Below are 24,891 nucleotides of genomic sequence, written 5' to 3'. Positions count from 1 at the left end.
TTGTCGGTAGAGTTTTTCCAACTCTTCGATACTTTTGTGTGGTTCTAGCTTTAACAATCTCGGCATGGCGATCGCCCAACTCTTACTATTCATCCCTTAATTTATCAGGTTTAATTTTTTTATACCGGTGCTACCGGATTTGATATAAGACATAGAAAACGTTTGCACAAAATTATCCCGGAAAATTCTGTGTTAGCAAAACTTTCCGTGAAAACATTTGCACAAAATTATCCCGGAAAGTTCTGTGTTAGCAAAACTTTCCGTATGGTCTGAGATTTTTTGCTATATCAAAATTAAATGATAAAACTTCTTAACTAGATAGATATATACAAATATTTTGAATTTGTCAAGTTTTGCGACCCATTGGTATGCACATTGGTGTCCCCCTTACAGGGTCTTGAATAATTTGAGACTCTAAGCCAAATACTAAACGAACCATTCCCACTGTCATCATTTGCTCTGGATAGCCCTGACTCACAATTTGGCCATCCCGTAGCACAATCAAATTATCCCCATATCTACAAGCTTGATTCAGATCGTGCAAAACCATAACTATGGTCCGCCCCTGAGAATCATTCAAATCCTGGAGCAAATCCAGAAGTTCAATCTGGTGAGCTAAGTCCAAAAAAGTAGTTGTTTCGTCCAACAATAAAATTTCTGTATCTTGAGCTAAGGCCATCGCAATCCAAGCTCGTTGCCTTTGGCCTCCAGACAGAGAATCCGGCGATCGCCCTACCAAGTCCAAAAGTTCTGTAGTAGCCAAAGCTTATTGAGTTATTTTTTTAAAATTAATAGATCATTGTTGCTACTAATTCTGATGTAGTAATGGCAAAACGTTTTCCCAACTGCGGCCGTGGACACTACCTGTAATCCAAATTAAAGCTTGAGAAACACTATTTACAGCAGTTTTCTAGTTGATGAAGTACAAAGTTTTATTGCTCTAGGCAACAGGCAACAGGGAATATAGAACCCCTAACCGTATCTTCATATAAATATCAAGTTTTTTTGACTAGGAGACAGGAGACAGGAGACAGAAGGTAAGAGAGAAAAGGTTAAGAGGGAAGATTTGGGGAGAGATAATACAAAAAATTCAACACTCCTTCAACTGAATTTTCCTCAAAATTAATGCGCGAAAAGACTTGACTACCATAATTATATAGATCTCAAATGGGTTCTATAGAAATAAATAGTCTTATAGCTGTACCTCACTATCCTCAAAAGTGCTGTAATTCGCCGAATGTCACCATTACAGTAGTTAAAGCGCTGGCGATGGTATTTAAACCAATACCAATCAAAACTAAGTACATAGTTGAGTTCCTTTTTTCCCAAGCAAGTAGGTAAATGAGAATTGAAATAGCGATCGCGCCACCAAAGGCAGAAATAGGTATAGCAAAGAGAGGAGCATTTGGCAACAGTACAATTACTACCACTGCAGCTAAACTAGGTCTAGCATTCACGCCAATAATACCTGGAGTTGCCAAAGGATTACGGATTAAGCTTTGTAGAATTGCCCCCGATACTGCTAATCCCATCCGCAACAAAAACAACTATTGAGCAAAAACTCCTATTGCGACATCCGCAACAAAAACAACTATTGAGTAAAAACTCCTATTGCGACATCCGCAACAAAAACAACTATTGAGTAAAAACTCCTATTGCGACATCCGCAACAAAAGCAAATGCGATCAAACTAAGCAAAAACTCCTATTGCGCCATCCGCAACAAAACTGCCGAAGAGAAACTAAGCAAAAACTCCTATTGCGCCATCCGCAACAAAACTGCCGAAGAGAAACTAAGCAAAAACTCCTATTGCGTCATCCGCAACAAAACTGCCGAAGAGAAACTAAGCAAAAACTCCTATTGCGTCATCCGCAACAAAACTGCCGAAGAGAAACTAAGCAAAAACTCCTATTGCGTCATCCGCAACAAAAACAACTATTGAGCAAAAACTCCTATTGCCACATCCGCAATCAAACTGCCGAAGAGAAACTAAGCAAAAACTCCTATTGCGCCATCCGCAACAAAACTGCCGAAAAGAAACTAAGCAAAAACTTCTATTGCGTCATCCGCAACAAAAGCAATTATTGAGCAAAAACTCCTATTGCGACATCCGCAACAAAAACAACTATTGAGTAAAAATTCCGATTGCCACATCCGCAACAAAAACAACTATTGAGCAAAAACTCCTATTGCCACATCCGCAACAAAAGCAAATGCTGTGGAAGTAAGCAAAAATTCTTATCAAAATAATATGGGTCGCGCAACCCTGCCTTTTAAGGCGCAATATTTTTGGAGAGTTGCTCACGCATCCCCTACTTCCCCTCTCAGGAGGGGAGGGGTTAGGGGTGGATTGGGAGGGGCGGGGGTGGGTTAACTTTTGACTTCTGACTTCTGACTTCGTTAATGCGGGCAAATATCTGGAATGGGCATCTTGCCCATTCCACAAATCTCAACTAAATATCAAAAAGGAGTCCCGCGTTGTAATCTATGATTCAGCGCCGGGAGGAATTTTTAATTTCAAATAAAATGAAGCTTCATTGTTGATTGATATTTTTCACCATTTGAAATATCGTATAATAATGAAGCAAATAACAACTATATCCTGTAAATTAAAGGTCAGCCCAGAAGTGGCAAAAGAAATAGAAGCCACTATGGAAATGTTTGCTCATGCTTGTCAGTATGTAGACAAAAATAGTGACAAAAAACTGACAAATAATGTGGCCATGCAAGCTTTGATGTACGGTACAGTTAGAGAAAAGTTTCAGTTATCAGCACAAACTACAATTCACGCTATTAGACGAGTATGTTCTAATCGCAAAACTTCTATTACTAATCATATAAAAAAAGAATTAACTTTTGCACCAACATCAGTTGATTACGACAGTAGAAAATTTAGTTTAGATACAAAGAAATGGATTGTGAGTTTAAAGCTTTTGAGTAAGCGCACAAAGTTTGAGTTATTAATAGGTAATTATCAACGAGGAATCTTAACAGGTAGTAAGGCTACTTCAGCAGTCTTAACTAAAAGAAAAGATGGAACTTACTATATAAACATTCATGTTAATCATATTGTTCCGGAGCCAGAGCCAACAAATAAAATAATAGGAATTGATTTAGGCAGGACAGATATAGCCTCAACATCTGAAGGTGAATCATGGTCAGGTAAAAATATAACTTCTAAGAGAAATCATTATTCTCAAATCAGAGCAGTTCTACAAAAAAAAGCATCTAAAGGCACTCGTAGTAGTCGGAAAAGATGTCGGCAACTACAGCAACGGTTATCAGGAAAAGAACGACGCTTTCAGAAACACGTTAATCACGAAATAACAACTTATTTAGTCAGAAAAGCAGCGACTATTGACATCCTCCCGACGCTGCACTTGCGTGACAGCGCGGGATTCCCCAACATCACTGATGGGGGCTTTCTGCTTCAATGCACCCGCCTTCGGGGATTTACTCCCTTCAGGTCTTACAGTCGCTCCACAGACTGACACTGCCTGCACGGCAGCCTTCTTGGTGGGCGTTCCCTTGCGTCTATCGCCGACGCGGGTTCCCATCCGCAAAATGTTTATACTTGCATTAATATCTCTATCATGGTGAGCTGTACATTCTGGACAGTCCCACTCTCTAACTAATATCTAAAGGTAGTTTATCTACCACATACCCACAATTAGAACAACCCTTGGAACTGGGAAAATATCTATCAATTTTAATTAATTCCCGGCCGTACCATTCTGCTTTGTACTCTAATTGTCTGACTAATTCTCCCCAGTTAGCATCACTTATTGCTCTTGCTAGCTTATGGTTCTTGACCATGTTTTTTACTGCCAAGTCCTCAACTACAATAGTTTGATTTTCTCTAATAAGTTGGGTTGTCAGTTTATGGGTATAGTCTAGCCTGGAATCTTTAATTTTTGCGTGTATCTTGGCTACTTTCAGTCTAGCTTTTTGATAGTTATTAGACCCCTTAGTTTTCCTCGATAGAGACTTTTGAGATAATCTGAGTTTTTTATACAGTTTATTAAAATATTTAGGGTTGTTAACTTTTGTACCATCGCTTGTGGCAATCAGACTACTAATACCTACATCTACACCTACTCTTTTTTTGAGTGGCTTGAGTTTTAAATCTCTGTTGTCGTTAAACCTTAAGGATACTGACCATCTATTAGATGGGTCAAGTTTAACTGTTATTGTAGTAGGACTGCAACCTAGGGGTAGTTGTCTACTCCATCTAATTGGTAATGGTTTACTACATTTAGCTAGATATACTTGACCATTTTTCCATTGAAATGCACACTTTGTGAATTCCGCACTACCTCCGTGACGTTTTTTCTTAAAGTTAGGGTATTTAGTACGTTTATTGAAAAAGTTAGTAAAAGCTGTCTGTAAATGTCTTAAACTTTGCTGTAATGGTACACTACTTACAGATGTGAGAAAGTTTAAGTCTTCCTGCTTTTTCCAAGAACTCAGCATGGCCGAAGTTTGCTTGTAGCTTACACGCTCCTGTTTCTCGTACCAAGCTTGAGTTCTAATAGCCAAAGCTTTGTTGTAGATTAGTCGCACACAGCCTAAAGTTCTCCGCAACAAGTTTTCTTGTTCTGGAGTAGGATAGAACCTAAATTTGTATGCTTTCTCGACCATCTATTGCTAGGGAATTAACTTTTCACAGTTTTAACACATTGTTTGTGAAATATCAACATTGATTGCGATTCATCCCGACGCTCCCCTTCGGGAGAGCGCGGGTCTTCTCGCAACACTTTGATAAAAATTCTATTGCCATAGAAGATTTAACTAATATTAGACAAAGAACTAATCAGCAACCAAGAAGTAAGAAAGAAAGAAGATTATCTAATAGTTGGGCTTTTTATCAGTTCAGAATGTTTCTTGCTTATAAATGTGTGTTACATGGCGTGAAATTAATATTAGTTAATCCAGCATATACTAGCCTTACTTGTCATAAATGTTTGCATATAAGTCCGACAAAAGAAACTACATATAGGAAGGGTAAAAACTACCACTGCTTTCATTGTGGGTGGAAAGGCGATGCTGATTATAATGGTGCAAAAAATATAGCTGCTTTGGGGTTGAGTGTAAACCTGCCTGGAGGTCCCTGGTTATCCTGTGAAGTTAGCAGTCTTGATTTCGTGCCAAGACAGCCGACTATATGGGATATACTGGAGGGCTACGAAAAGCCCGCATCAAATCAGAGATTATGATGCTGGGTAGTTTACGTCCTGTCTATAATGTCTAGAATAATTAAAAGCCCAAAATCTATCCAGTCTACAAACTGGCCTTCATGGTTCATATCAAACGCCTGGAACTAACTAACTTTAAATCTTTCGGTGGCACTACTACTATTCCGTTGCTACCCGGATTTACTGTGGTTTCTGGGCCTAATGGTTCGGGCAAGTCCAACATTCTCGACGCACTCCTTTTTTGCCTGGGGTTGTCCACTTCCAAAGGTATGAGAGCCGAACGCCTGCCAGACCTAGTTAATAACAAATTAGCAGGACGTAAAACTGTTGAAACTATAGTCAAGGTCACTTTTGATTTAGAAGATATAAAAACGAGTCTAAATGGCTACGAAGACCCCGAACCTTCAGAGTCAGAAACCCAAACAACTACAGAAAATCCACCAGAAGTCATAAAAAATGGAGCAAATACTCCAGAATCTGACGATCCATTTGAGATAGCTTCATCTTTTCATTCTTTAAGTGAGTGGAGTATTTCCCGTCGCCTCCGAGTCACAAAACAAGGGACTTACACCTCCACTTATTATATGAATGGTCAACCATGCACCCTGACCGAACTCCACGAACAACTAAATCAACTCCGGGTCTACGCCGAAGGATATAACGTTGTGCTTCAGGGTGACGTAACCAGCATTATTTCCATGAAGTCTCGCGAACGTCGGGAAATTATTGATGAAATGGCAGGAGTGGCTCAATTTGATAGAAAAATTACCCTGGCCAAAGATAAATTAGACTTGGTGAAAGAACAAGAAGAAAAGAGTGGCATTGTAGAAAAAGAACTGAAAAAACAATGTGACCGTCTTTCCCAGGACTGTGTAAAAGCTCAAAAATATCAAGAATTGCGGGGTCAAGTCGAACAAAAGAGTCTCTGGCAAACAATTCTCAAATGGCAAAATCTACAAAAACAAGAGTGGAAACTTAGAGAAAATATAGAATCAGGCGATCGCTCTGCCACGGAAATTAACCAAAATATTCAAACCAAACAAACCGAAATTCAACAGGCCCAAACCGAACTAGACCAACTCAATGTCCAAGTTAAAGCTTTGGGAGAAGAAGAACTGTTGGCCTTACAATCAACCCTGGCCACCCAAGAAGCTGACCGCCGTCAACTAAAACAAAAGCATAAAGAATTAGAAAGCACCATTGAGCAAACCATCAAGAACCTCAGCCAACTTGAACAAGAAATACAGAAACATCAACAAAATCTGGAAATATTAGCCACAAACAAAATTGTTCAAGCTCAAGAAGTCGAATCTCTAGAGACCACTCGCAACCAAGCACGGGAAACTCTCAACCAACAACGAGAGTCAGCTAGTGCTATTGCCTCTACTGCCGAAGCTTGGATACAAGAACAAGCCCAACTTCATCATCAAATTGAAACTCTACAGCAAACTCTCAACCCCCAACTGACCGAACAAGCAAGAGTTAGGGAACAAATACATCAGCTAGAAAAGCAAATCCAGGAACAGCAAGAGTCCATGGCCGCCCTGGGGGTAGAAATAGAAAATCAAAATGCTTACCATGAAAAAATAGAAAAGTCAAGAGAAACCGCCAATTATCAAGTAGAATCCTTGACCAAACAATTAGCAGCAGTAGAACAAGACCTACAAATTCAACAAGATACTCAAACTCGCCTTCTCCAAGAACAAAGGGAAAGACAGCGGAAACTAGATAAATTAGAAGCCCAACAACAGGCAGTTCAAGAAGCTTCGGGAACTTATGCCACAAAAATGCTGCAACAGTCTGGTATTTCTGGCATTTGTGGTTTAGTGGCACAACTAGGGAGAGTAGAACCAAAATATCAGTTGGCTTTAGAAATTGCTGCCGGAGGCCGTCTGGGAAATATGGTGGTAGAAAATGATGCAGTGGGAGCTGCCGGGATTGAATTTTTGAAGCGACAAAGAGCTGGGAGAATGACGTTTTTACCTTTGAATAAAATTCGGTCTCCTCGTCTCAACCGAGATGATAGTTTGCGTTGGGGAGCAGCGGGGTTTATTGATTATGCGGTGAATTTGATTGACTGTGACTCTCGTTATCAGAATATTTTTGCCTATGTTTTTGGCTCTACGGTGGTATTTGATACTTTGACAAATGCTCGGAAATATTTGGGTAAACATCGAATTGTTACTCTGGATGGGGAAATATTGGAGACCAGTGGGGCGATGACTGGAGGAAGTGTGTCCCGTCGTTCTGGTAGCTTGCATTTTGGCACGGTTGATGGTAATGAGTCAGCAGAAATAGGGGAAATGGAAGTTCATCGTCAGCGCCTCCAGGAAATAGATATTGTTTTGGAGCGCTGTCAGGTAGAGATTTCTCGGAGAAAGGAGGATGTGAAGGAGCGGGCGCAAGCTTTGATGGAAGGGAAGCAGTATTTTAGAGAAACTCAGCTCAAAGTGGAGCAAATTGAGTCAGAGCTGCAAAAATTGACCAGACAACAAGAGCAAGGACAAGGACAATTAGAGAAAAATCATCGAGAATTGGTCAATGCTCAAACCAGATTAACATTCCTAGACCAAGAAATTCCGACCAGAGAAGTCCAATTAACAAAGTTAAAGCAAACTTTGGCCGAGTTGGAAAAGTCTCATACTCACAGTGAGTGGCAACAAATGCAGGAGATGATTCGGTCTCAAGAGCTAGTATTACAAGATCGGGAGGGTGCTTGGCGAGCTGCCCAACAACAACTTCAAGAGTTGGAAAATCAACAAAGGCTTTTACAAGAAAAGGTAGAAGCTATTTCTCGTCGGCAGTCAGAATATCAAGAGCAAGAATTAGCAGCTAGGGAAAATATTAAAGATATAAATAGTCAAGTATTGGTTGTGGACGAGCAAATTGCTGAAATTAAAGCAGGTATGGCCAAAGCAGAAGAAAAGTTAGGCACAGAAAAACAAAAAAGAGACCAAGCAGAGGCAAGTCTGCGAGAACTTTATTTAGCTAAACAGCAATTAGAATGGCAACTACAAAAATTGCAAGAATCTCAGGAGGGACGTCGGGAACAGTTAGTGACTTTGCGGACTCAGTTAGAAGAACAAAAGGCAGAGTTACCGGAGCAAGTGCCAGAAGTGCCGGAAAATATTAAAATAGGAGAATTAGATAAGGAGGTGCGATCGCTACAGAAACAACTTCAGGCCTTAGAACCTGTAAATATGTTGGCCTTGGAAGAATATGACCAAACCCAAAAACGTTTGGAAGAGCTAACTCAAAAATTAGCCACTCTGGAAGGAGAGCGGACGGAGTTGTTGTTAAGAATAGAAAACTTTACTACTTTGAGACAACGTTCATTTTTTGAGGCTTTCAATGCTGTGAATCAAAATTTTCAGACCATTTTTGCCCAACTTTCTGAAGGAGATGGTTATCTACAGTTAGATGATACAGAAGACCCATTCAACAGTGGGTTAAATTTAGTAGCCCACCCCAAAGGAAAACCAGTCCAGAGATTGGCCTCTATGTCTGGGGGAGAAAAATCTTTGACAGCTTTAAGCTTTATATTTGCCTTACAGCGTTACCGCCCATCTCCTTTTTACGCCTTTGATGAAGTGGATATGTTTCTGGATGGGGCAAATGTGGAGCGATTAGCTAAAATGATAAAACAACAGGCACAACAAGCTCAATTTATTGTTGTCAGTCTACGGAGGCCAATGATGGAATCATCCCAGCATACTATCGGTGTGACTCAAGCTAGGGGCGCTCATACCCAAGTTTTAGGGATTAAAATGACTAGAGATTAAATCTATTTGGAGAAGGAGACAGAAGTCAGAATAAAGGAGTCAGGAGTGAGAATAAGCTTCTGTGGATTCAAGACCGATAAATTACAATATAGAGATATAGAGATTAGTAATTTATTTTAACTTTTGACTTATTATAATACTGCCTCAGTCTGACTAAATTCTTTATTGATAAATTACAATGTAAAAATTATTAATTTCTCTTAACTTTTAACTTTTAAATTTTGACTTTTGACTTGTTATTTGACTTTTGACTTTTAAATTTTGACTTATTATAAGAATCAGGATTAAACAATAATGACATTTGAACAAATTTGGCAACGCTCCGATCTGTTAGGAACTCAAATAATCACTCGTGATAAAGGTAAGCGCTTAGGAGTAGTAAGCCAGTTATGGGTAGACGTCGATCGGCGGGAGGTAGTAGCTATTGGACTACGAGACAATATATTAGCCGTAGCTGGAATACCTAAGTTTATGTTTCTCAATAATATCTGCGAAATAGGTGATGTCATCTTAGTAGATAACGAAGAAGTAGTAGAAGAAGATATTGATGCTGAAGCCTATAGTAGCCTAATAAATAGTGAAGTCCTGACAGAAAATGGTGAACTTTTAGGTAGAGTTAGAGGTTTCAAGTTTGATACTACAGATGGCAAAGTTTTGTCATTGATTATTGCTTCTATTGGTATACCCCAAATTCCAGATCAAGTTATTAGTACTTATGAACTCTCAATTGATGAAATTGTTAGCAGTGGGCCAAATCGCCTGATTGTGTTTGAAGGATCTGAAGAAAAACTCAAACAGTTAACAGTAGGAGTATTAGAACGTTTAGGTTTAGGAGAAGCACCTTGGCAAAAAGAGGAAGATGGATTATATTATCCTCCCACTGTGAAACCTGATAATCAATTAAGTCCAGGGCAACCAGCTACTCGGGAACCCATTCGCAGAGAAACACCCTCAACTCAAGAAGCATGGGATGAAGACTGGGCAGAGCCAGAACCTAGAAGACCTAGAGTAGTTGAACCTGAACCTATTTATGATGACTACTATGAACAAGAAGTTGCTCCCCCTCCACGGCAGCTAGAGCGAGAAGCAGTTTATGAAGACTATTATGAAACAGAAGCAGTTGTTGCACCACCAGTCGCCCGTCAGGTAAGACAAAATCCTACTTATGATGAGTATGAAGAAGATAATTGGGGAGAGTCAGGCGGATATGAGTATGAAGATGAGAAATATGAAGAGAAAAAATATAAACCTGCTACAGAATATGAATATGACGAAGACATAGAAAAAGATGCCTGGGCTGATGATGAGGTTCCAAAACCCTATCAAGCACCTCGTGTAAATATTCCTCAGAAAACTAAGATGCCAGAATATGAAGAAGAACCTGGTGGTTATTGACATACTCCCGACGTTGTGCTTATGCGACAACGCGGGATTATTCAGCCTGGAAATGCCGGGTTGCTGTTTCGTTTGAGGTGATGTCCTCCCCCTGTGTTGATAATAATCCTATCCTGTTGATATAGCAGAAGTAATAACTCTATTAGCTGAAGATACTGAAAGGTCTAGGTATTCTATATGCTCACAATTAGTACAAGATGGTGTATGGGTTGAAATTGAAAGGCGTGAAAAGTATTATGATTATAAAGAGAGGGTTGATAAGTTCAAAATAAAAAGCAAAAAATAACTCTTGAGAACTAGAACTTTCCAAGAAACATTTTTACTGTCTAGTGTGGTGGTAGACAGTTCACTAGACAGTAATTTTCTGGACTATTGACCAAGTAAATGCGACAATGATAGTAATCAAGTTGATAAAGAATGCCAAAATCAATTATATCATGTCCGGTTGAATAATTAGACTTTGGTGGAAGGAAGGCAGAAGGCAGCTATGCTGGAGGCAGAAGGTTTTCTCCTATTATCACCTTAATTTTATACACGCTCCAATGCTACCGGACATGATATTATATCAAATCCGTTTAATTGGACATAAAAAAAATCTTCAATCGCCATAACTACGTTTATCTTTGTAATTCTTTCTCCTCCTGACTCGGTCCTCCTGACTTCCCCTCCACGGTCGGGGGAGGGGCGAGGGGTGGGTTGACTCCTCCTAACTTAACCATTCTATGGCTGTTTAACCGGATTCGATATTATGAGTCACTGCTTCGTTCAATTACTGAATGCTTTGCCATACGATAATCAAAACCGTTTAATTAGATCGTAATGAACTGGAAATTATTTTGGCGTAAAGTTTTGGGTTTGCCACAGACCTATTTTCTAATTGTAGGGACAGGATTAGGATATGTGAGCTTGATTATCTGGTTGGGAAATCGCCCCCTTACCTTAATTGTCGGGGGAGCAATTGCCCTTGTCATGGTGGCAGTTTGGTTTGGGAAACTCAGACAATTCTATGGGTGCAGTAGCCCTAATCTACTCGATGCAGCAATATTTCTCAATGAATTGGCAAGTATTGAAGGGAAACTTGAAGGACGTAAAGATGCCGATTGGGAACAAACCCTCATTTTGGTCAAACAAATCCAAATTTTTGCCCAACGCATAGCTAACCGAGAATCAAGTTTAATGCCGGAATTATTGGAGACTCTCTACACGGTTTTATCTCTTTGTGAGCAAGTAGCATTTGCCTTACTAACCTTGGACAAAATGCAAACTGAAACCTACAGAAGTCTGACCCGACAGCATTTAGAAACTACTTGTGAGCGAGTGCAAGAAACTCATCGTTTGCTACAAGAGTTACAAGATCGGGTGCTTTTGTCTTCTTTAGAAGCATCTACTGAACAAGCCAGTTTACCCCGCAGTCTCCGAGTAATCATTGCTGAAAATCAAACTGTCTTAGATAAGATCGGAACAAAATCATCGTCAATCCATGGAGGTTAGTTATGCTCAAAAAAGGACGTTTCTGGTTTCTCATCGGAGTTTGCCTTGCTTTATTCTGGGGATGTGTAGTCGAGCAAAAGGTAGATTCCTTTGCCAGTGCAGAGAGATATCTTCAGGAAAAGTTACTTCCTAAGATTTCCGTTGCCACATCCCTAATTCCCGATCGAGTAGCTTCGCGCTACACTATCGATGGGATTCAAGAACCTCTTCCTCCTATTGAACAGTTTCCTCTTTATGCTGCTCAACCCTCTACAAACCCCAAGGTAGTTTATCTCGAAATATTCAGTTCTTCAGAAAAAGCCAATATCAAAAAGCAAAATGAAGGTTGGTTGGTAGAAGTTGCTCAAGCTTTTAACCGAGAAAGAAAAACCATTAGTTCCGGTCAAGTTATTCAGGTCGGGGTGAGAAAAATTCCTTCGGGAACTGCCGCCAAGTTATTGGCTGCTGGCAAAGTGACACCGACAGGGTATTCTCCCTCTAATGATTTGTGGGTGGCAATGCTGTCAAGTCAAGGAATTAAAACCATCTCTATCCTTCCCCGTTTAGTGCCGAACGTTGGCGGTTTTGTCCTTCAAGATTCTGTTTATCGGGAATTAGCTGCAAATGGCGAAGTGAATTTTGACAAGTTGCTGAATGCCATCGCCTCTGGTAAACTTTCTGTTGGCTATCCCAATCCCTACAGTAGTTCTACAGCTCTGAATCTGCTCTACTCGATCTTTTGGCGAGCAGCAGGACACCAACAAGATGGAGAACCCCTAACAATTGCTGACTTAGAATCTCCTCAAGTCAAGTCAGTATTTCAAAGCTTTCAGAAACAGGTATTGATTACCACAACCACGACTCTAGACTTGCAAGAAATTTTTATCCGCGACAAGGAGAAGTTACAAGCATTTCCCTTGGAATATCAAAATTATCAGCAACTCAAAAAAGTACCTGGATTTGAGAAAACCGTTTTTATCCCCTTTGGCATTCCTCATAATAATCCTCTGGTCGGATTTTCCTGGAATACAGCTAAACAACAAGAAGCCTTGCAAAAATTTGCATCATTTGCTGCTTCTGATGCCATGAAAAAACTAGCCGAGCAACAAGGGTTTGTCGAGACAGATTATCTTTTAGCTCCCAATCTTCCCCCCATTCCAGAAGGAGAAGTTTTAACCACTGCTCAATCATTTTGGAAGCGTCAGAAAGATGCAGGACGTACAGTTTATTTAATGACGGTAATCGATACCAGTGGTTCGATGGAAGGACAACCTCTAGGGATGGTAAAAGAGGGTCTGCGCATTGCTACTCAAGAAATTAATCCAGGTAATTATGTAGGTTTAATTAGTTATAACGAAGGCCCAAGGGAAATGGTGGAATTAGCCCCTTTTGATGAAATGCAGCACAAACGGTTTCTAGCTGCTATTGATAATTTGCGTGCCGATGGCGGAACGGCAATGTATGATGCAATGATGGTGGCGTTAGGGAAATTGCTCGAACAAAAGAAAGTTAATCCTAATGGTCTTTTTTATATATTAGTCTTAACTGATGGTCAAACCAATGAAGGTTTTGTCTTCGGAAAAGTCAAAGAGGTTCTCCAATACAGTGGGGTGCGGGTTTATCCTATTGCTTATGGGGATGTGAATCAACAAGAATTAGAAGCGATCGCTGCTCTACGGGAATCTACCGTTAAAACTGGTACTCCAGAAACCGTCAAAGAACTCCTAAAAGGTTTATTCCAGACTAATTTATAGGGCTAACTACTGAAGTAAAAAAATTGGACAAAGTTTGACAAATATTAAGAAATATTGAAAATAAATTGATGTTCTGCTGATGTTCTGCTACTATTAATTTTGAAGATGACAGAGACTTGTTTGCGAAGCATTCCGCAGGAAACGCTGCGGTCAATTTGGAAAACTATGTGCATCAGTAGGTGGAGTTCCCGCCAATTTTAAGCCTGTGGAGAAGATAAGTTGCAGACTGCGGTCAGTGGTCTTCAGTGTTTGCGCAGCATTCCGTAGGAAAACAGAAAGCTAGCTCCAGAGATGCATGCAGTCATGCATGGGTAAGTTTGGGTAAGTTTAGTAGAACGGAAATGAAACAACTAAATCGTTACCTGTTAACCATTCTTGGACTCGGTTGGTTGAGCTTTATGGTCGCAGGTTTGGTGCTCAATCAGGTTTTGCCTGTGCCTAATTTTGTTCTTCTCATAGAGCGGAGTTATTGTCCGCCCCAACAATGGCAACAAGTAGTAGAAGAATATATCGATTTATATCGGCAACATCAACAACATCTTGTCAAGATTGAATCTGTAGTTTTGTTTAACGATCTAGGAGAAGAAGTTTTGACGACTGTCCCGACTCCAGAAGAATTACGAGGTCAAGGCACCTACGGACGCTCTAGTCCCCAACGTGAGGCTGAATTAAGGAAAGCTTATGACCAAGTCAAGGTTATTCGCTGCTTGTGAAGAATTCAGAGGTCGTATCCCACATTCCGCACCACAAAATGTAGTATAGAACAAGGAGACAGGAGACAGGAGACAACTCACCCCTAACCCCTCCCAGGATGGGAATACAGGAGACAACCCACCCCTCGCCCCTCCCCCTCCCAGGAGGGGAGAAATGGGAATGAGCGAGGAGGTAGAAGTCAGAATTGTCCCTCAAGTTTTCTGCCATAATCATCCCAAAATACTAGCTTTTTGAGCTTTTTCCACCAAAAAGCTGGTACTTTTTCCAGACCTAAAATTGCTCAAACCAATATCAGTCAAGACTTTCAGATTTAATCAGCAAACCCTAGTTATATCATGTTCCCCTCCGGGGGAGCTACGAATTGCGGATAATCAGTTATAAAAAACCTTCTGCCTTCTAACCTTGCTCTTTCCCTTCTGCCTTCTGCCTTTTTTCCTCCAAAGTGTAACTATTCAACCGGACATGATATTATTTGCTCTTACTTGCATCAATTTATTGAAATTCTCTGCTGAAATTCAAGAAAATTTCTTCACTTGAAGAAGGAGACAGGAGACAGGAGACAGGAGACAGGAGACAGGAGGAAAATTACTTGGGGTTAGAATCCCCATGTAATTTTGAACACCCCCGTTGACGGTGGGGTATTAAACCCACAAAGAAAATGATAAAATGGCCGAAACCTTTGCCTGTTTTCCCCATCTCCGCGTCTCCGTGTCTCCGTGTCCCCGTGTCTTACCCCCACCAACCAATTTTTTCAGCAAACCCTAATTACTTCAATATCCCCCACTCCTCTACTCCCTCACTCCCTTAAGAAAATAAGTAGTCATATCTCCTTTCCCTTTGATTGAAACTTTACCCCGCTGTTCAAATACAAATTTTTTCTGGAGTCGCTGATATACAAGACTGGTAACTTGAATTTTACGAGAAATACCAGTAGACTCCATCCGAGACGCAATATTGACAGTATCGCCTCATAAATCATAGATAAATTTAGTTTGACCAATAACTCCAGCAATCACAGGTCTCACATGGATACCAACTCGCAAATTCAAAGGTTTTTCTAACCGATCACATAGATTGGCAAAACTAACCTGCATATCTAGTCCCATATTAGCGATCGCCTCCAAATGCTTATCTAGCTGAATTAGCAAACCCCCAACTACCATATAAGCATCCCCAATAGTTTTGATTTTCTCTAAATGATGTTTTTGAGTCAGTTGGTCAAACTTAGAAAAAATCAAATTCAGAAAATTTACAAGTTCAATGGGAGAAACATTGGAGCAAAACTCAGTAAACCCCACCAAGTCAGCAAATAACACACTCACATCATCAAAACTATCAGCGATCGCCCTTTGTTCTTCTTGTAGACGTTGAGCAATTTGAACTGGCAAAATGTTTAGCAGCAACTGTTCCATTTGTTTTCGCTGAAACTTTAAAGCTTCCTGCACCATTTTCCGCTCAGTAATATCAGAAACAGTACCCTCGTAATACAACAATTTGCCCTGAGAGTCATGTACAGCACGAGCATTTTCAGAAACCCAAATTGTCTGACCATCTTTGCGATATGCTAAGGACTCAAAATTATATACAGCATTATCTACTCTCATTGCTGCTACAAATTTTTGCCTGCGGTTAGGATCGTAATCAAGCTGTCGAGAAATATCTTTAATATTTTTGAGTAACTCTTCTGGTGAATGATAACCATAAATTCTTGCTAGTGCCATATTTGCACTAATAATATCAAATTTCATATAAGCATGATGAAGTGTTATACGATTTTTAAAAGCAATGATGAAGTGTTATACGATTTTTAAAAGAGAATACAGCAAATTTCAGGATAGTGAGGTACAGTTGAAAATTAATCTATAATTTTGATTCATTCCTTGTCCTCAGATACCGTGTTCCCTAAAAGCATAAAATTTTGTACCTGATCAACTTGAAAACTGCTGTATTACAAACTGTGTAGGTAAGGAAGAAGGAAAGACTGACGTTGGATAAAGTAAGAAAAAAAAGCAATAAAATGATATGTTTTATTGCTTAATTATATCGATAAGTTTTGACAGCAATATATAAATTATTATCAATAATCTCTATGATAACATGATATACATGATATAATAATTGCTGATCAATAAAATTATACCAAATTCAAAAAAGGTAGTTACACGATTAATCTCTATATTTCCACCAACAGACCAAACTACTGTAGCAATATTTTATGAAACTGGTATTATACTAATTGACACTACGAAAAAAAACACGCTCATTATATATTCTCTCTCCTCTCCTCATCTCTATTATTTTTAGCAAACATTTATCAAACTGGTATTATATTCTTTGGAGTACAATAGAGTACAACTAGTAAATAAAGTGTCACAAAAAAAAGACGATAATGAAATTATCGCCATGATTAAAAATGAAAGTAGAGAAAAAAATGTCTTCAACGAGTGGTTTTATCCCTTTGTTGACGTCTACGATCGCGCCACTCAGCCGCCGTTAAATATATCACACCTCCAGTAACAATTAACATTAGTCCTGATGCTACTATCGCCATAATATTTACGACTGTTAATTCCACAACTCCTCCTCAAATTTTAGATTTTTTCTTTTAGATTTTATCAAAAAAAAATGCTTTAGAGTAACTAAACTATATTTAGGCGTTGGTGAATCAAGCTATGAAAGCTAAATTTATAAAGTATAAAATGCTTTTTAATTAGTATTTAGGCGATCACCATTTAAAAAAATCATAGCCAAAATCACCAACGCCTATATTTACATAAAAACATTCTCCAAAATAATTATTTCCATATACAGAATGTAATAAATAATTGTTCTTTCTCTTCTTCCTTATTCCCTCTCATATCATGTCCGGATAATTAGTGATCAAAACACTTTCTGCTTTTCCTCTTTTTTCTTCCCTCCTGACTCGGTCTTCCTGACTACTCGATCATTATTTATAAGTATTCAAACGGACATGATATTACTTCTTCCTTCTGCAACTACAACCCAGGTCGCTCTTCTAAAATTGTAAACCTAACATGATTAATTGCCAAATTACCAATTGAAATTTTTTCCTTATTAACAGGTATCCCCTTACTTTTCAGAGTTTCAAACTTAATTCCTTTACCAATTTCCACATGATACCAAGCTAAACCCATAAAAAACCTTAACGGATAAGGGCCTCCTTCTTGTAAATCATCAGGGTTTGATTCCATAGGAACCCAACCAAAACCAGGTAGATAAAATTCTAACCAAACATGATTAAATTCTGGCTCTAAAGGCACACTTTTTCTATCAGCAAAAGCTGGACATTTATAGCGACCCACTGTACGACAAGCAATATTATTTAATCGTGCCAAAGCTAACAATAACCCTACATATTCTCCACAAGAACCAACACCTCTTTCTAATACAATATCTGGAGTATCAATCTTAGTTGTTACTCCATAAGAAAGTCGATCGTAGACATAATTCCGAATATTGAGAAGTTGACGCAATAGATTTTTTTCTTGTAAAATAGCATCTTTTGCTGCCTGGATAACTATCTCTTTATCCATCGCCAAATTATCATTATCTACCAGATATTTTTCCTGAAAACCTTCTGGCAATTCCGGAATATTTTCTACATTAAAAGGTTGAATTTGGTACTTAATTGCCCTGACTTCTAATAACGCCTTCCAACCAAATATACGCCTTTCACTTTGACGCAATGGTTTAAACCGAAAAACAGCAACTTTTTCACCATTTTGAATTTCTTCAGTAAAAGGTATTCCTATAGGAGAAATTTCCCTAACTTTTTGGCGATGAGTTTCTGATGGTAAAGCAATACGCCATTCTAAATCTTCTAAAAAAACTTCATCTAATGGTTCTAATTCCTCAACATAAGACATCTCTATTAAAAAAACATTAGAAACAGCATACTTTTCCTGTTCATTGTAATAAAAATAAAGAGGATGTATAAAAGAGCGATCGCGCTTACTCAGTTCATACTGTTTTTCTGAGTTTGGATCATCCCTAATATAAAGTTCGTCTCCAGCATAAGCGACATAAAGCTGTCTTTCCCCGGTATTTATATCCAGATAAAATGCTAACCCCGTAGGACTTTCAAAAGGAGTCAGTACGCTAAACTTAACTTTACCCGTTGCTCTTTCTAAACAATAAACCGTTTGCTCCTCGCGGTCGCAAAGCCACAATTCTTCATCTTGTACTGTAATATTTTCAAACCCTATTCCTGGAGCATAAAACCCAGTAATTTGTTGTCTAGTATTTTTATCTAATACAAAAATCTTACCTAGTTTTTGACAAGTGACATAAACTGTTGATTCCCAAACAGCAATTCCATCAGCAGGATAAGGTAAAGTGAAAAAATGTTGCCATTTTCGGCGTCCCTCTGATGAATTACCAATTGCATTGAGACAGAAATAAACTTCATTTTCCCTTGTCAACCAAAGAGTATCTTTCCAAAGCGCGAGACCTGTAACATCAATAAATTCATTAGTTTGAAAGGGATTTATAACTGTTGTATTATCTGTTTTTGGGTCAATTTCTAGCAGAAAACCACGGTTTTTGTCAATGGCATAGAGAATCTCTCTAGAAAAAGCAATACTATGTAGTGAGGCAACTCCAATTGGTCTAATAGTGCGTGGTCCAGAATATTGTTTTTGCATACTTTTAGGTGATTCAAAATTCGTGTTAAATTCAGAATAAATATTTTCGCAGTAGGTTTTGAGTATTCGTTTACTAAGCTACTTAGTATTGAAACTATATAATTTATTTGTCAAAAGTCACCCTGAATAGAGAAAATAAAATCTAAATGCGTCTGATGTTTACTATACAATTATTGACAAAATTCAATTGTTTATGCTAATGCTTCACAAAAAACTTATATTTTATAGAATAAATACCCTATTAAAGAAATATAGCAAAACTTAATACCAATACTTTCTTCGGCAATTAGGCGCATTTTATCTCTCAATAAATAATTATTTTTTAGCTGTTATTAGGTAAGCATTCAGCTATTATAAATCTCCAGAAAAGAGAGAACAGGGAACAGGGGAAAATAATTGATAATTTATGAATAATAATTGATTTTATTTTTGATTTTCGCCAGATTTCTATTAGCAGTCAGCTAGCTAATAGCTAACAACTGTTTGCGCAGCATTCCGCAGGAAATGCTGACGTTATTAGATCAATATAGGAACCAGAATGCACCTTTTTTTTTGGTAAGTCAAATTACACCTAGAGCATAACTATTGCAATGTTTCAATTTATCACATTAATTCCTACTACATTTATAATTATTTGCCTATTAGCTAATCAAGCTGTATCCAAAACTGCAGATGTGGATAAATTATGGGATAAAACTTCAGTGAAAACCAAAAAAGGGCATTGTTTGTCATGCAAAAACTTTAAACTAATATCAAAATCAACTCCAAAACTAATTTATAAATATCAACATAAAAACCTGAAACGAAAAATTTTAAGCTCTAAATTACTAAAAAATCAAGGATTAAAATTAATAGCCAACTCCAAAACTTCTCCTCAACAAAAAAACATTATACAAATACAAACTCAAATTCAAAACCTATCCAATACTCAGCAAAGACTCACTCACCCTCAAATTATTGATACCTTAACTCCAAAACAACCAAGTTATGCCCAAAATACTCCAACAAATCAAGACATACGACAAAATTTACCAGATAACCCCCGACCAGATCCAAATCGCGATCGCTTTCTCCAACCCCTTCCCCAACCAACTCAACCAGAAGAGCCAAAAGAAGAAGAACTCAAAAAATCACCACCACCTCAACCTCTGCCAGATGAGCCTACTCAAAAAATTCCCGTGCAGAGAATTTTAGTATTAGGAAGTACAATCTTAACCCCAGAAGAAATTAATTCCCTCATTGGGCCATTAGAAGGACGTTTAGTTACCCTATTAGAACTTCGGCAAATAGCAGATAAAATTACCGAAATTTATCTAGAACGTGGCTATATCACCTCAAGAGCAATTTTACCACCCCAAACTATTACCGAGGACACAGTTAGGATTCAAGTTGTAGAAGGAATTTTGGGAGAAGTCCAAATAGAAGGTACAAAAAGATTGCAAAAATCTTATATTGAAAATCGGATACGACTTGGAGCAGGTCAGCCATTGGACACTGCTCAACTAGAAAATCAACTACGATTACTTCGGGGTAATCCTTTATTTGAAAATATTGAAGCTAGTTTGCGAGCTAGCGAAAATCCAGGAGAGAGTATTCTGATTGTTCGTGTCACAGAAGCAAACCCTCTTGAGTTTAGTATAAATACTGATAATTACTCACCTCCCACAGTCGGCTCTGAAAGAATAGGTTCGACTTTACTACATCGCAACTTGACAGGGCGGGGTGATTTTTTTGTGGCATCCTACAACACCACCAGACTTTTTAGCGATGAATCAGATGTTTTTGACTTTATCTACAATTTGCCCATCAACTCTATGAATGGCACTTTACAGTTTAGAGCAGCACCCAACAGTAATAGAATTGGTCAAGATTTTGAAGGTATAGAGATTAGTGGCACAACGGATGTATATGAGTTTAGTTACCGTCAGCCTTTTCTACAAACTCCTAGAGAAGAGTTAGCTTTTTCTGTAGGCTTGAGTTATCAGCGTACAGAGACTTTTTTGGACGATCAACTTTTTGATGACCCTCAAACTCCAGAAGAAGATGGTGTTAACAGTACTACTGTGATTAGGTTGGGACAAGACTACATTCGCCGAGACTCTCAAGGAGCTTGGGCTTTGCGATCGCAATTTAATATTGGCACTAATTTATTTGACGCGACAGAGAGGGAAGATCCTCAACCCGATGGACATTTCTTCAGTTGGCTAGGCCAAGTGCAAAGGGTACAAAGATTAAGTGCTAATCATTTATTGATTGTCCAGGGAGATTTGCAGTTATCCTCAATTCCTCTATTGCCATACCAACAATTTATTATTGGCGGTGGTTTGTCGTTACGGGGCTATCGCCAGAATATACGTTCCGGGGATAATGGTTTTCGGTTTTCTATAGAAGACCGGATTACCGTCTATCGGGATGAGTCTGGTTTACCATCAATACAACTTACTCCTTTTATAGATATTGGAGCTGTTTGGAATGATGGTAGTAACCCTAATAATGAATTTTTACCAGACCAAAGATTTTTAGCAGGGGCAGGCATAGGCTTGATTTGGCAACCACTGCCACAGTTTGATTTGCGTTTAGACTATGGCATCCCTTTAGTAGACCTGGACGATCGTGGCAATAATGCTCAAGACTCTGGATTTTATTTCAGCGTAATTTTCCGGCCATTCTAGCTGTTAGAAATCAAATGGTGCACCCATTGCTGATTTGCTTTTACCTACCTCTGTGCGGAATGATTTATGCCAGGTTTGTCTTTACTTCCCTACCTTCGCCCTCTCCCTGCTCTTCCCTATCCTGCACTTGAATTCAATAGATATGGGTAAAGCATAGCCTTAAAGACGGGGTTTAAATTGAAGTGCTACCTAAATTAAGCATTAATGCATAGTAATTGGTATTATGCAATGCTTGAAAAAAGAATGTTACGAATAATAAGACACCTACAGGAGATGTTCCTGTGACAAAAAAGAGAATTTCCGACCTAAAAATTGGTATTGAAGCCATTAATTCTGACCAATAGGTTTAGTATCTATCTTCTGTCCTTTGCTTTCTGCCCAATTTCCTATAGAAATCTATTTGGACTAATCAAATTTTTTGTTATAAAAATTAACCTTGGGCAATTGTCTTCCTAAATAATTGAATTTACTATTGGGCAATGGTCTCATTATCAGAGCAAACCAGAGAACCCTTCTTATATCAAAGTCTGCGATCGCCTTGATTTGAGCCATCAAATTTGTCTTAAAATTCTTCAAGGTCTAATTTTTTTAATATTGTTACTTTTTATAATAAATAAATTACACAAATAATTTATAAGATGATTAAATTAGATTAAAAGCGATTAATTAAAATAAAAAATCAAATTTATAAAATACTAAATCTCAATAATTCTTTTTACAGCATCTAATAAATCTTGCCCCTCTTTTTTTTGTAGTGAAGTTAGACAATAATTCTTTTCAGAAGCCCAAAAAAATAGGTTGACAAACCTTTAATAAATCTGGACTTTATCTCCATAACCAGCAGTTTGCGTATCAAATAAGTACATTGGCCAGTTTTTCATTCTCCCCACAAGAGAAACAAAAAAGCTGACAGCTCACTGCAATCAAACACAAGCTGAAAAATAGACAAAATTTGAGCTTAGTATTAAAAATTCTTCAGCCTCATCTAAATTAAAAAATTATCAAGGAGAAAAAAAAGTGAAACTCTCAGTATATGGAAAAGGCGGCATCGGTAAATCTACAACAAGCTGCAATATCTCAGTTGCCTTAGCCAAACGTGGTAAAAAAGTCCTACAAATCGGTTGCGACCCAAAACACGACAGCACATTTACCCTTACAGGATTTCTCATCCCCACAATTATTGACACATTACAAGCAAAAGACTATCATTACGAAGATATCTGGCCAGAAGATGTCATTTATAAAGGTTACGGTGGTGTAGACTGTGTAGAAGCAGGTGGACCACCAGCTGGAGCAGGTTGTGGTGGCTACGTTGTCGGCGAAACAGTCAAACTACTCAAAGAATTAAATGCCTTTGACGAATACGACGTCATTCTATTCGATGTACTCGGTGACGTAGTTTGTGGTGGTTTTGCAGCTCCACTAAACTATTCAGACTACTGCATGATTGTCACAGATAATGGCTTCGATGCCCTCTTTGCAGCTAATCGCATTGCCGCCTCTGTCCGTGAAAAAGCTCGCACCCATCCTCTACGTTTGGCAGGCCTAATAGGCAATCGTACATCCAAGCGCGATCTAATTAATAAATATATAGAAGCCGTACCAATGCCAGTGTTAGAAGTCCTACCACTAATTGAAGATATTCGAGTTTCTCGTGTCAAAGGCAAAACATTGTTCGAGATGGCCGAAAACGATCCTTCACTCCAATACGTTTGTAACTATTACCTGAACATTGCCGACCAAATTTTGGCATTGCCAGAAGGAGTAGTGCCCAACGAATCTCAAGACCGCGATTTATTCTCCTTACTCTCTGATTTCTACTTAAATCCCAGTAAACCTGAAGTTGTATCAGAGGATGAAAAGCTTGACCTGATGATGGTTTAATAGACTTAGCTCTTCTCAGGATAAGGAATATATAAGTCATGGTTTTCTTTGAACAATTATCAACGTCCCTCAAACAAAAATGGCTGCAGTACTACCAAAAAAATCGCTCATGGTTGGTACTGCACATGACAGATGAAAATACGGTCCAGACTCCTGATGGAGGAAGGAGACCTGTGTCATACCTTATCTTGGGAATTCTTAATGCCCTGGAACCAGAGTTAGAGGCATTAATGTTGCCTTTCTCTAAACTCAAGGCAGATGCAGATAGTTTAATAGAAGTTTTAGGGTTAAATTTTGACCCAGACATTGCCATAGGTAAAAAACAAGATTCTTCCATAGACAAATCAACATCAATATTGTCTGACGATCCTCAACAGTCACCAGGATCTTATTCCCCAATTATGCCAGACCAGAATGAAGATTCTAATAATTGGGGTACTGCTGCAGTAGTAGGTGGAGCTGCCGCTGTTGGTGGAGCTGCTATTATGGCTTCAGGATTGGATCTGGAATCTGATGCTGATGATCTGCTTGATGATGACCAGAGTGAGTTAGACCTGGAGTCACAAGTGGATGAGTTAGATATGGATATGGATTCTGACTCGGAAGTGGATGATGATTTGGACTTGGGAATAGAATCAGAAGTGGATGAGTTGGATATGGATATGGATTCTGACTCGGAAGTGGATGATGATTTGGACTTGGGAATAGAATCAGAAGTGGATGAGTTAGATATGGGACTGGATTCTGACTCGGAAGTGGATGATGATTTGGACTTGGGAATAGAATCAGAAGTGGATGAGTTAGATATGGGACTGGATTCTGACTCGGAAGTGGATGATGATTTGGACTTGGGAATAGAATCAGAAGTGGATGAGTTAGATATGGGACTGGATTCTGACTCGGAAGTGGATGATGATTTGGACTTGGGAATGGAGTCCGCAGCAGAAGCAGCAGATGACTTGGTTAGCCTTGACCTCAGCGATCTAGATGGAGATGGTTCTGACGATCTAAATCTTGGAGAAGATAGCTCCGACTTTGTGGCAGAAGATATTCCCGATCCATTTGAAGATACATCGGCAAAGTTGGATGAGTCTGGACTGGATGAGCTGGGTGATATGGATCTTAGCGATTTGGGAGATGATAATCAATTTGATGATTTGTCTTCTGATGATTTGGGAGATTTGGACCTCGATCTCGATGGAGATGAACTAGATTTGGATGAGGCCGATCTAGATTCTTTAGCAGGTGATAAAAAGTCTTCTAATGATGACGATCTTGAAGGGTTGTTGGGATAAACGTAAGCATTTCCTTCGGAATGCTGCGCAAACAGCCCTCAGCTCTCAGTTCTCAGCTCTCACCTT

Annotated in this window: 16 protein-coding genes and 2 pseudogenes; 11 read left to right on the top strand and 7 right to left on the bottom strand. The window is 38.8% G+C overall.

Annotation, left to right across the window (positions count from 1 at the left end; genetic code table 11):
* Positions 1 to 346: 346 nt before the first annotated feature.
* Both F6K06_RS21510 and F6K06_RS21505 read right to left on the bottom strand, forming a co-directional pair.
* Positions 347 to 763 (bottom strand): ABC transporter ATP-binding protein, encoded by a 417-nt coding sequence (locus F6K06_RS21510; RefSeq protein WP_124143383.1) that lies wholly within the window; start codon positions 761 to 763, stop codon positions 347 to 349.
* Between the two features lie 451 nt (positions 764 to 1,214).
* Complete coding sequence (locus F6K06_RS21505) at positions 1,215 to 1,532, bottom strand: iron chelate uptake ABC transporter family permease subunit (protein WP_161564340.1); 318 nt, start codon at positions 1,530 to 1,532, stop codon at positions 1,215 to 1,217.
* 106 nt (positions 1,533 to 1,638) lie between these two features.
* On the opposite strand from F6K06_RS21505, the gene F6K06_RS21500 reads away from it, so the two are divergent.
* Entirely contained in the window at positions 1,639 to 2,088 is a 450-nt protein-coding gene (locus F6K06_RS21500; protein ID WP_287243744.1) for a hypothetical protein, read from the top strand.
* A gap of 491 nt (positions 2,089 to 2,579) precedes the next feature.
* Entirely contained in the window at positions 2,580 to 3,491 is a 912-nt protein-coding gene (locus F6K06_RS21495) for a transposase (RefSeq protein ID WP_124144510.1), read from the top strand.
* Here F6K06_RS21495 and F6K06_RS21490 read toward each other — a convergent pair.
* A pseudogene (locus F6K06_RS21490) lies at positions 3,423 to 4,641 on the bottom strand (RNA-guided endonuclease InsQ/TnpB family protein); the annotation flags it as partial. The gene F6K06_RS21495 and the pseudogene F6K06_RS21490 overlap by 69 nt on opposite strands.
* Before the next feature lie 62 nt (positions 4,642 to 4,703).
* Here F6K06_RS21490 and F6K06_RS21485 point away from each other — a divergent pair.
* The 6 genes from F6K06_RS21485 to F6K06_RS21460 all read left to right on the top strand — a co-directional run bounded on the left by F6K06_RS21485 (position 4,704) and on the right by F6K06_RS21460 (position 14,309).
* Complete coding sequence (locus tag F6K06_RS21485; RefSeq protein WP_124144511.1) at positions 4,704 to 5,216, top strand: RNA-guided endonuclease TnpB family protein; 513 nt, start codon at positions 4,704 to 4,706, stop codon at positions 5,214 to 5,216.
* An 80-nt stretch (positions 5,217 to 5,296) separates the two neighbouring features.
* Positions 5,297 to 8,977, top strand: coding sequence for a chromosome segregation protein SMC (gene smc / locus F6K06_RS21480; RefSeq protein WP_287243747.1), 3,681 nt, complete (start codon positions 5,297 to 5,299; stop codon positions 8,975 to 8,977).
* 294 nt (positions 8,978 to 9,271) lie between these two features.
* Positions 9,272 to 10,372 carry a PRC-barrel domain-containing protein gene (locus F6K06_RS21475; RefSeq protein ID WP_124144513.1) on the top strand — a complete coding sequence of 367 codons (1,101 nt, stop codon included), beginning with the start codon at positions 9,272 to 9,274 and terminating at the stop codon, positions 10,370 to 10,372.
* Positions 10,373 to 11,191: 819 nt separating this feature from the next.
* A complete protein-coding gene (locus F6K06_RS21470) occupies positions 11,192 to 11,863 on the top strand; it encodes a hypothetical protein (RefSeq protein WP_124144514.1) in 672 nt (223 codons plus the stop codon).
* Positions 11,864 to 11,865: 2 nt separating this feature from the next.
* The gene (locus tag F6K06_RS21465) at positions 11,866 to 13,596 is read left to right on the top strand and encodes a VWA domain-containing protein (RefSeq protein ID WP_287243749.1); all 1,731 of its coding nucleotides are present in this window, start codon (positions 11,866 to 11,868) and stop codon (positions 13,594 to 13,596) included.
* A 341-nt stretch (positions 13,597 to 13,937) separates the two neighbouring features.
* Positions 13,938 to 14,309: a hypothetical protein gene (locus F6K06_RS21460; RefSeq protein WP_124144516.1), complete on the top strand. Its 372-nt coding sequence runs from the start codon at positions 13,938 to 13,940 to the stop codon at positions 14,307 to 14,309.
* Positions 14,310 to 15,098: 789 nt separating this feature from the next.
* Here F6K06_RS21460 and F6K06_RS21455 read toward each other — a convergent pair.
* The 3 genes and pseudogenes from F6K06_RS21455 to F6K06_RS21445 form a co-directional block, all read right to left on the bottom strand.
* Positions 15,099 to 16,058, bottom strand: a pseudogene (locus F6K06_RS21455) (adenylate/guanylate cyclase domain-containing protein).
* Between the two features lie 689 nt (positions 16,059 to 16,747).
* Positions 16,748 to 16,885 (bottom strand): hypothetical protein, encoded by a 138-nt coding sequence (locus tag F6K06_RS21450; RefSeq protein ID WP_192901100.1) that lies wholly within the window; start codon positions 16,883 to 16,885, stop codon positions 16,748 to 16,750.
* Between the two features lie 421 nt (positions 16,886 to 17,306).
* Positions 17,307 to 18,974: a transglutaminase family protein gene (locus F6K06_RS21445; protein ID WP_124144517.1), complete on the bottom strand. Its 1,668-nt coding sequence runs from the start codon at positions 18,972 to 18,974 to the stop codon at positions 17,307 to 17,309.
* Positions 18,975 to 19,564: 590 nt separating this feature from the next.
* On the opposite strand from F6K06_RS21445, the gene F6K06_RS21440 reads away from it, so the two are divergent.
* Positions 19,565 to 21,646: a ShlB/FhaC/HecB family hemolysin secretion/activation protein gene (locus F6K06_RS21440; protein ID WP_124144518.1), complete on the top strand. Its 2,082-nt coding sequence runs from the start codon at positions 19,565 to 19,567 to the stop codon at positions 21,644 to 21,646.
* 405 nt (positions 21,647 to 22,051) lie between these two features.
* On the opposite strand, the gene F6K06_RS21435 is transcribed toward F6K06_RS21440, so the two are convergent.
* Positions 22,052 to 22,222 (bottom strand): hypothetical protein, encoded by a 171-nt coding sequence (locus F6K06_RS21435; RefSeq protein WP_161564463.1) that lies wholly within the window; start codon positions 22,220 to 22,222, stop codon positions 22,052 to 22,054.
* A 441-nt stretch (positions 22,223 to 22,663) separates the two neighbouring features.
* On the opposite strand from F6K06_RS21435, the gene bchL reads away from it, so the two are divergent.
* Together bchL and F6K06_RS21425 are read left to right on the top strand one after the other, a co-directional pair.
* Positions 22,664 to 23,530 (top strand): ferredoxin:protochlorophyllide reductase (ATP-dependent) iron-sulfur ATP-binding protein, encoded by an 867-nt coding sequence (gene bchL / locus F6K06_RS21430; RefSeq protein ID WP_287243752.1) that lies wholly within the window; start codon positions 22,664 to 22,666, stop codon positions 23,528 to 23,530.
* 38 nt (positions 23,531 to 23,568) lie between these two features.
* Positions 23,569 to 24,825: a DUF5331 domain-containing protein gene (locus F6K06_RS21425; RefSeq protein ID WP_287243754.1), complete on the top strand. Its 1,257-nt coding sequence runs from the start codon at positions 23,569 to 23,571 to the stop codon at positions 24,823 to 24,825.
* The last annotated feature ends 66 nt before the right edge of the window (positions 24,826 to 24,891 follow it).

Source organism: Okeania sp. SIO1H4, from assembly GCF_010672695.1.
In the GTDB taxonomy this organism is placed as follows: Bacteria; Cyanobacteriota; Cyanobacteriia; order Cyanobacteriales; family Microcoleaceae; genus Okeania; species Okeania hirsuta.
The sequence above is the reverse complement of the archived record's forward strand: the minus strand, read 5'-3'. Positions and strand labels throughout refer to the sequence as shown.

Coding starts and splice junctions, on each gene's coding strand:
- F6K06_RS21505 (WP_161564340.1), bottom strand. CDS start 1,532: ATGGGATTAGCAGTATCGGGGGCAATTCTACAAAGCTTAATCCGTAAT.
- F6K06_RS21495 (WP_124144510.1), top strand. CDS start 2,580: ATGAAGCAAATAACAACTATATCCTGTAAATTAAAGGTCAGCCCAGAA.
- smc (WP_287243747.1), top strand. CDS start 5,297: ATGGTTCATATCAAACGCCTGGAACTAACTAACTTTAAATCTTTCGGT.
- F6K06_RS21475 (WP_124144513.1), top strand. CDS start 9,272: ATGACATTTGAACAAATTTGGCAACGCTCCGATCTGTTAGGAACTCAA.
- F6K06_RS21470 (WP_124144514.1), top strand. CDS start 11,192: ATGAACTGGAAATTATTTTGGCGTAAAGTTTTGGGTTTGCCACAGACC.
- F6K06_RS21465 (WP_287243749.1), top strand. CDS start 11,866: ATGCTCAAAAAAGGACGTTTCTGGTTTCTCATCGGAGTTTGCCTTGCT.
- F6K06_RS21460 (WP_124144516.1), top strand. CDS start 13,938: ATGAAACAACTAAATCGTTACCTGTTAACCATTCTTGGACTCGGTTGG.
- F6K06_RS21445 (WP_124144517.1), bottom strand. CDS start 18,974: ATGCAAAAACAATATTCTGGACCACGCACTATTAGACCAATTGGAGTT.
- F6K06_RS21440 (WP_124144518.1), top strand. CDS start 19,565: ATGTTTCAATTTATCACATTAATTCCTACTACATTTATAATTATTTGC.
- F6K06_RS21425 (WP_287243754.1), top strand. CDS start 23,569: ATGGTTTTCTTTGAACAATTATCAACGTCCCTCAAACAAAAATGGCTG.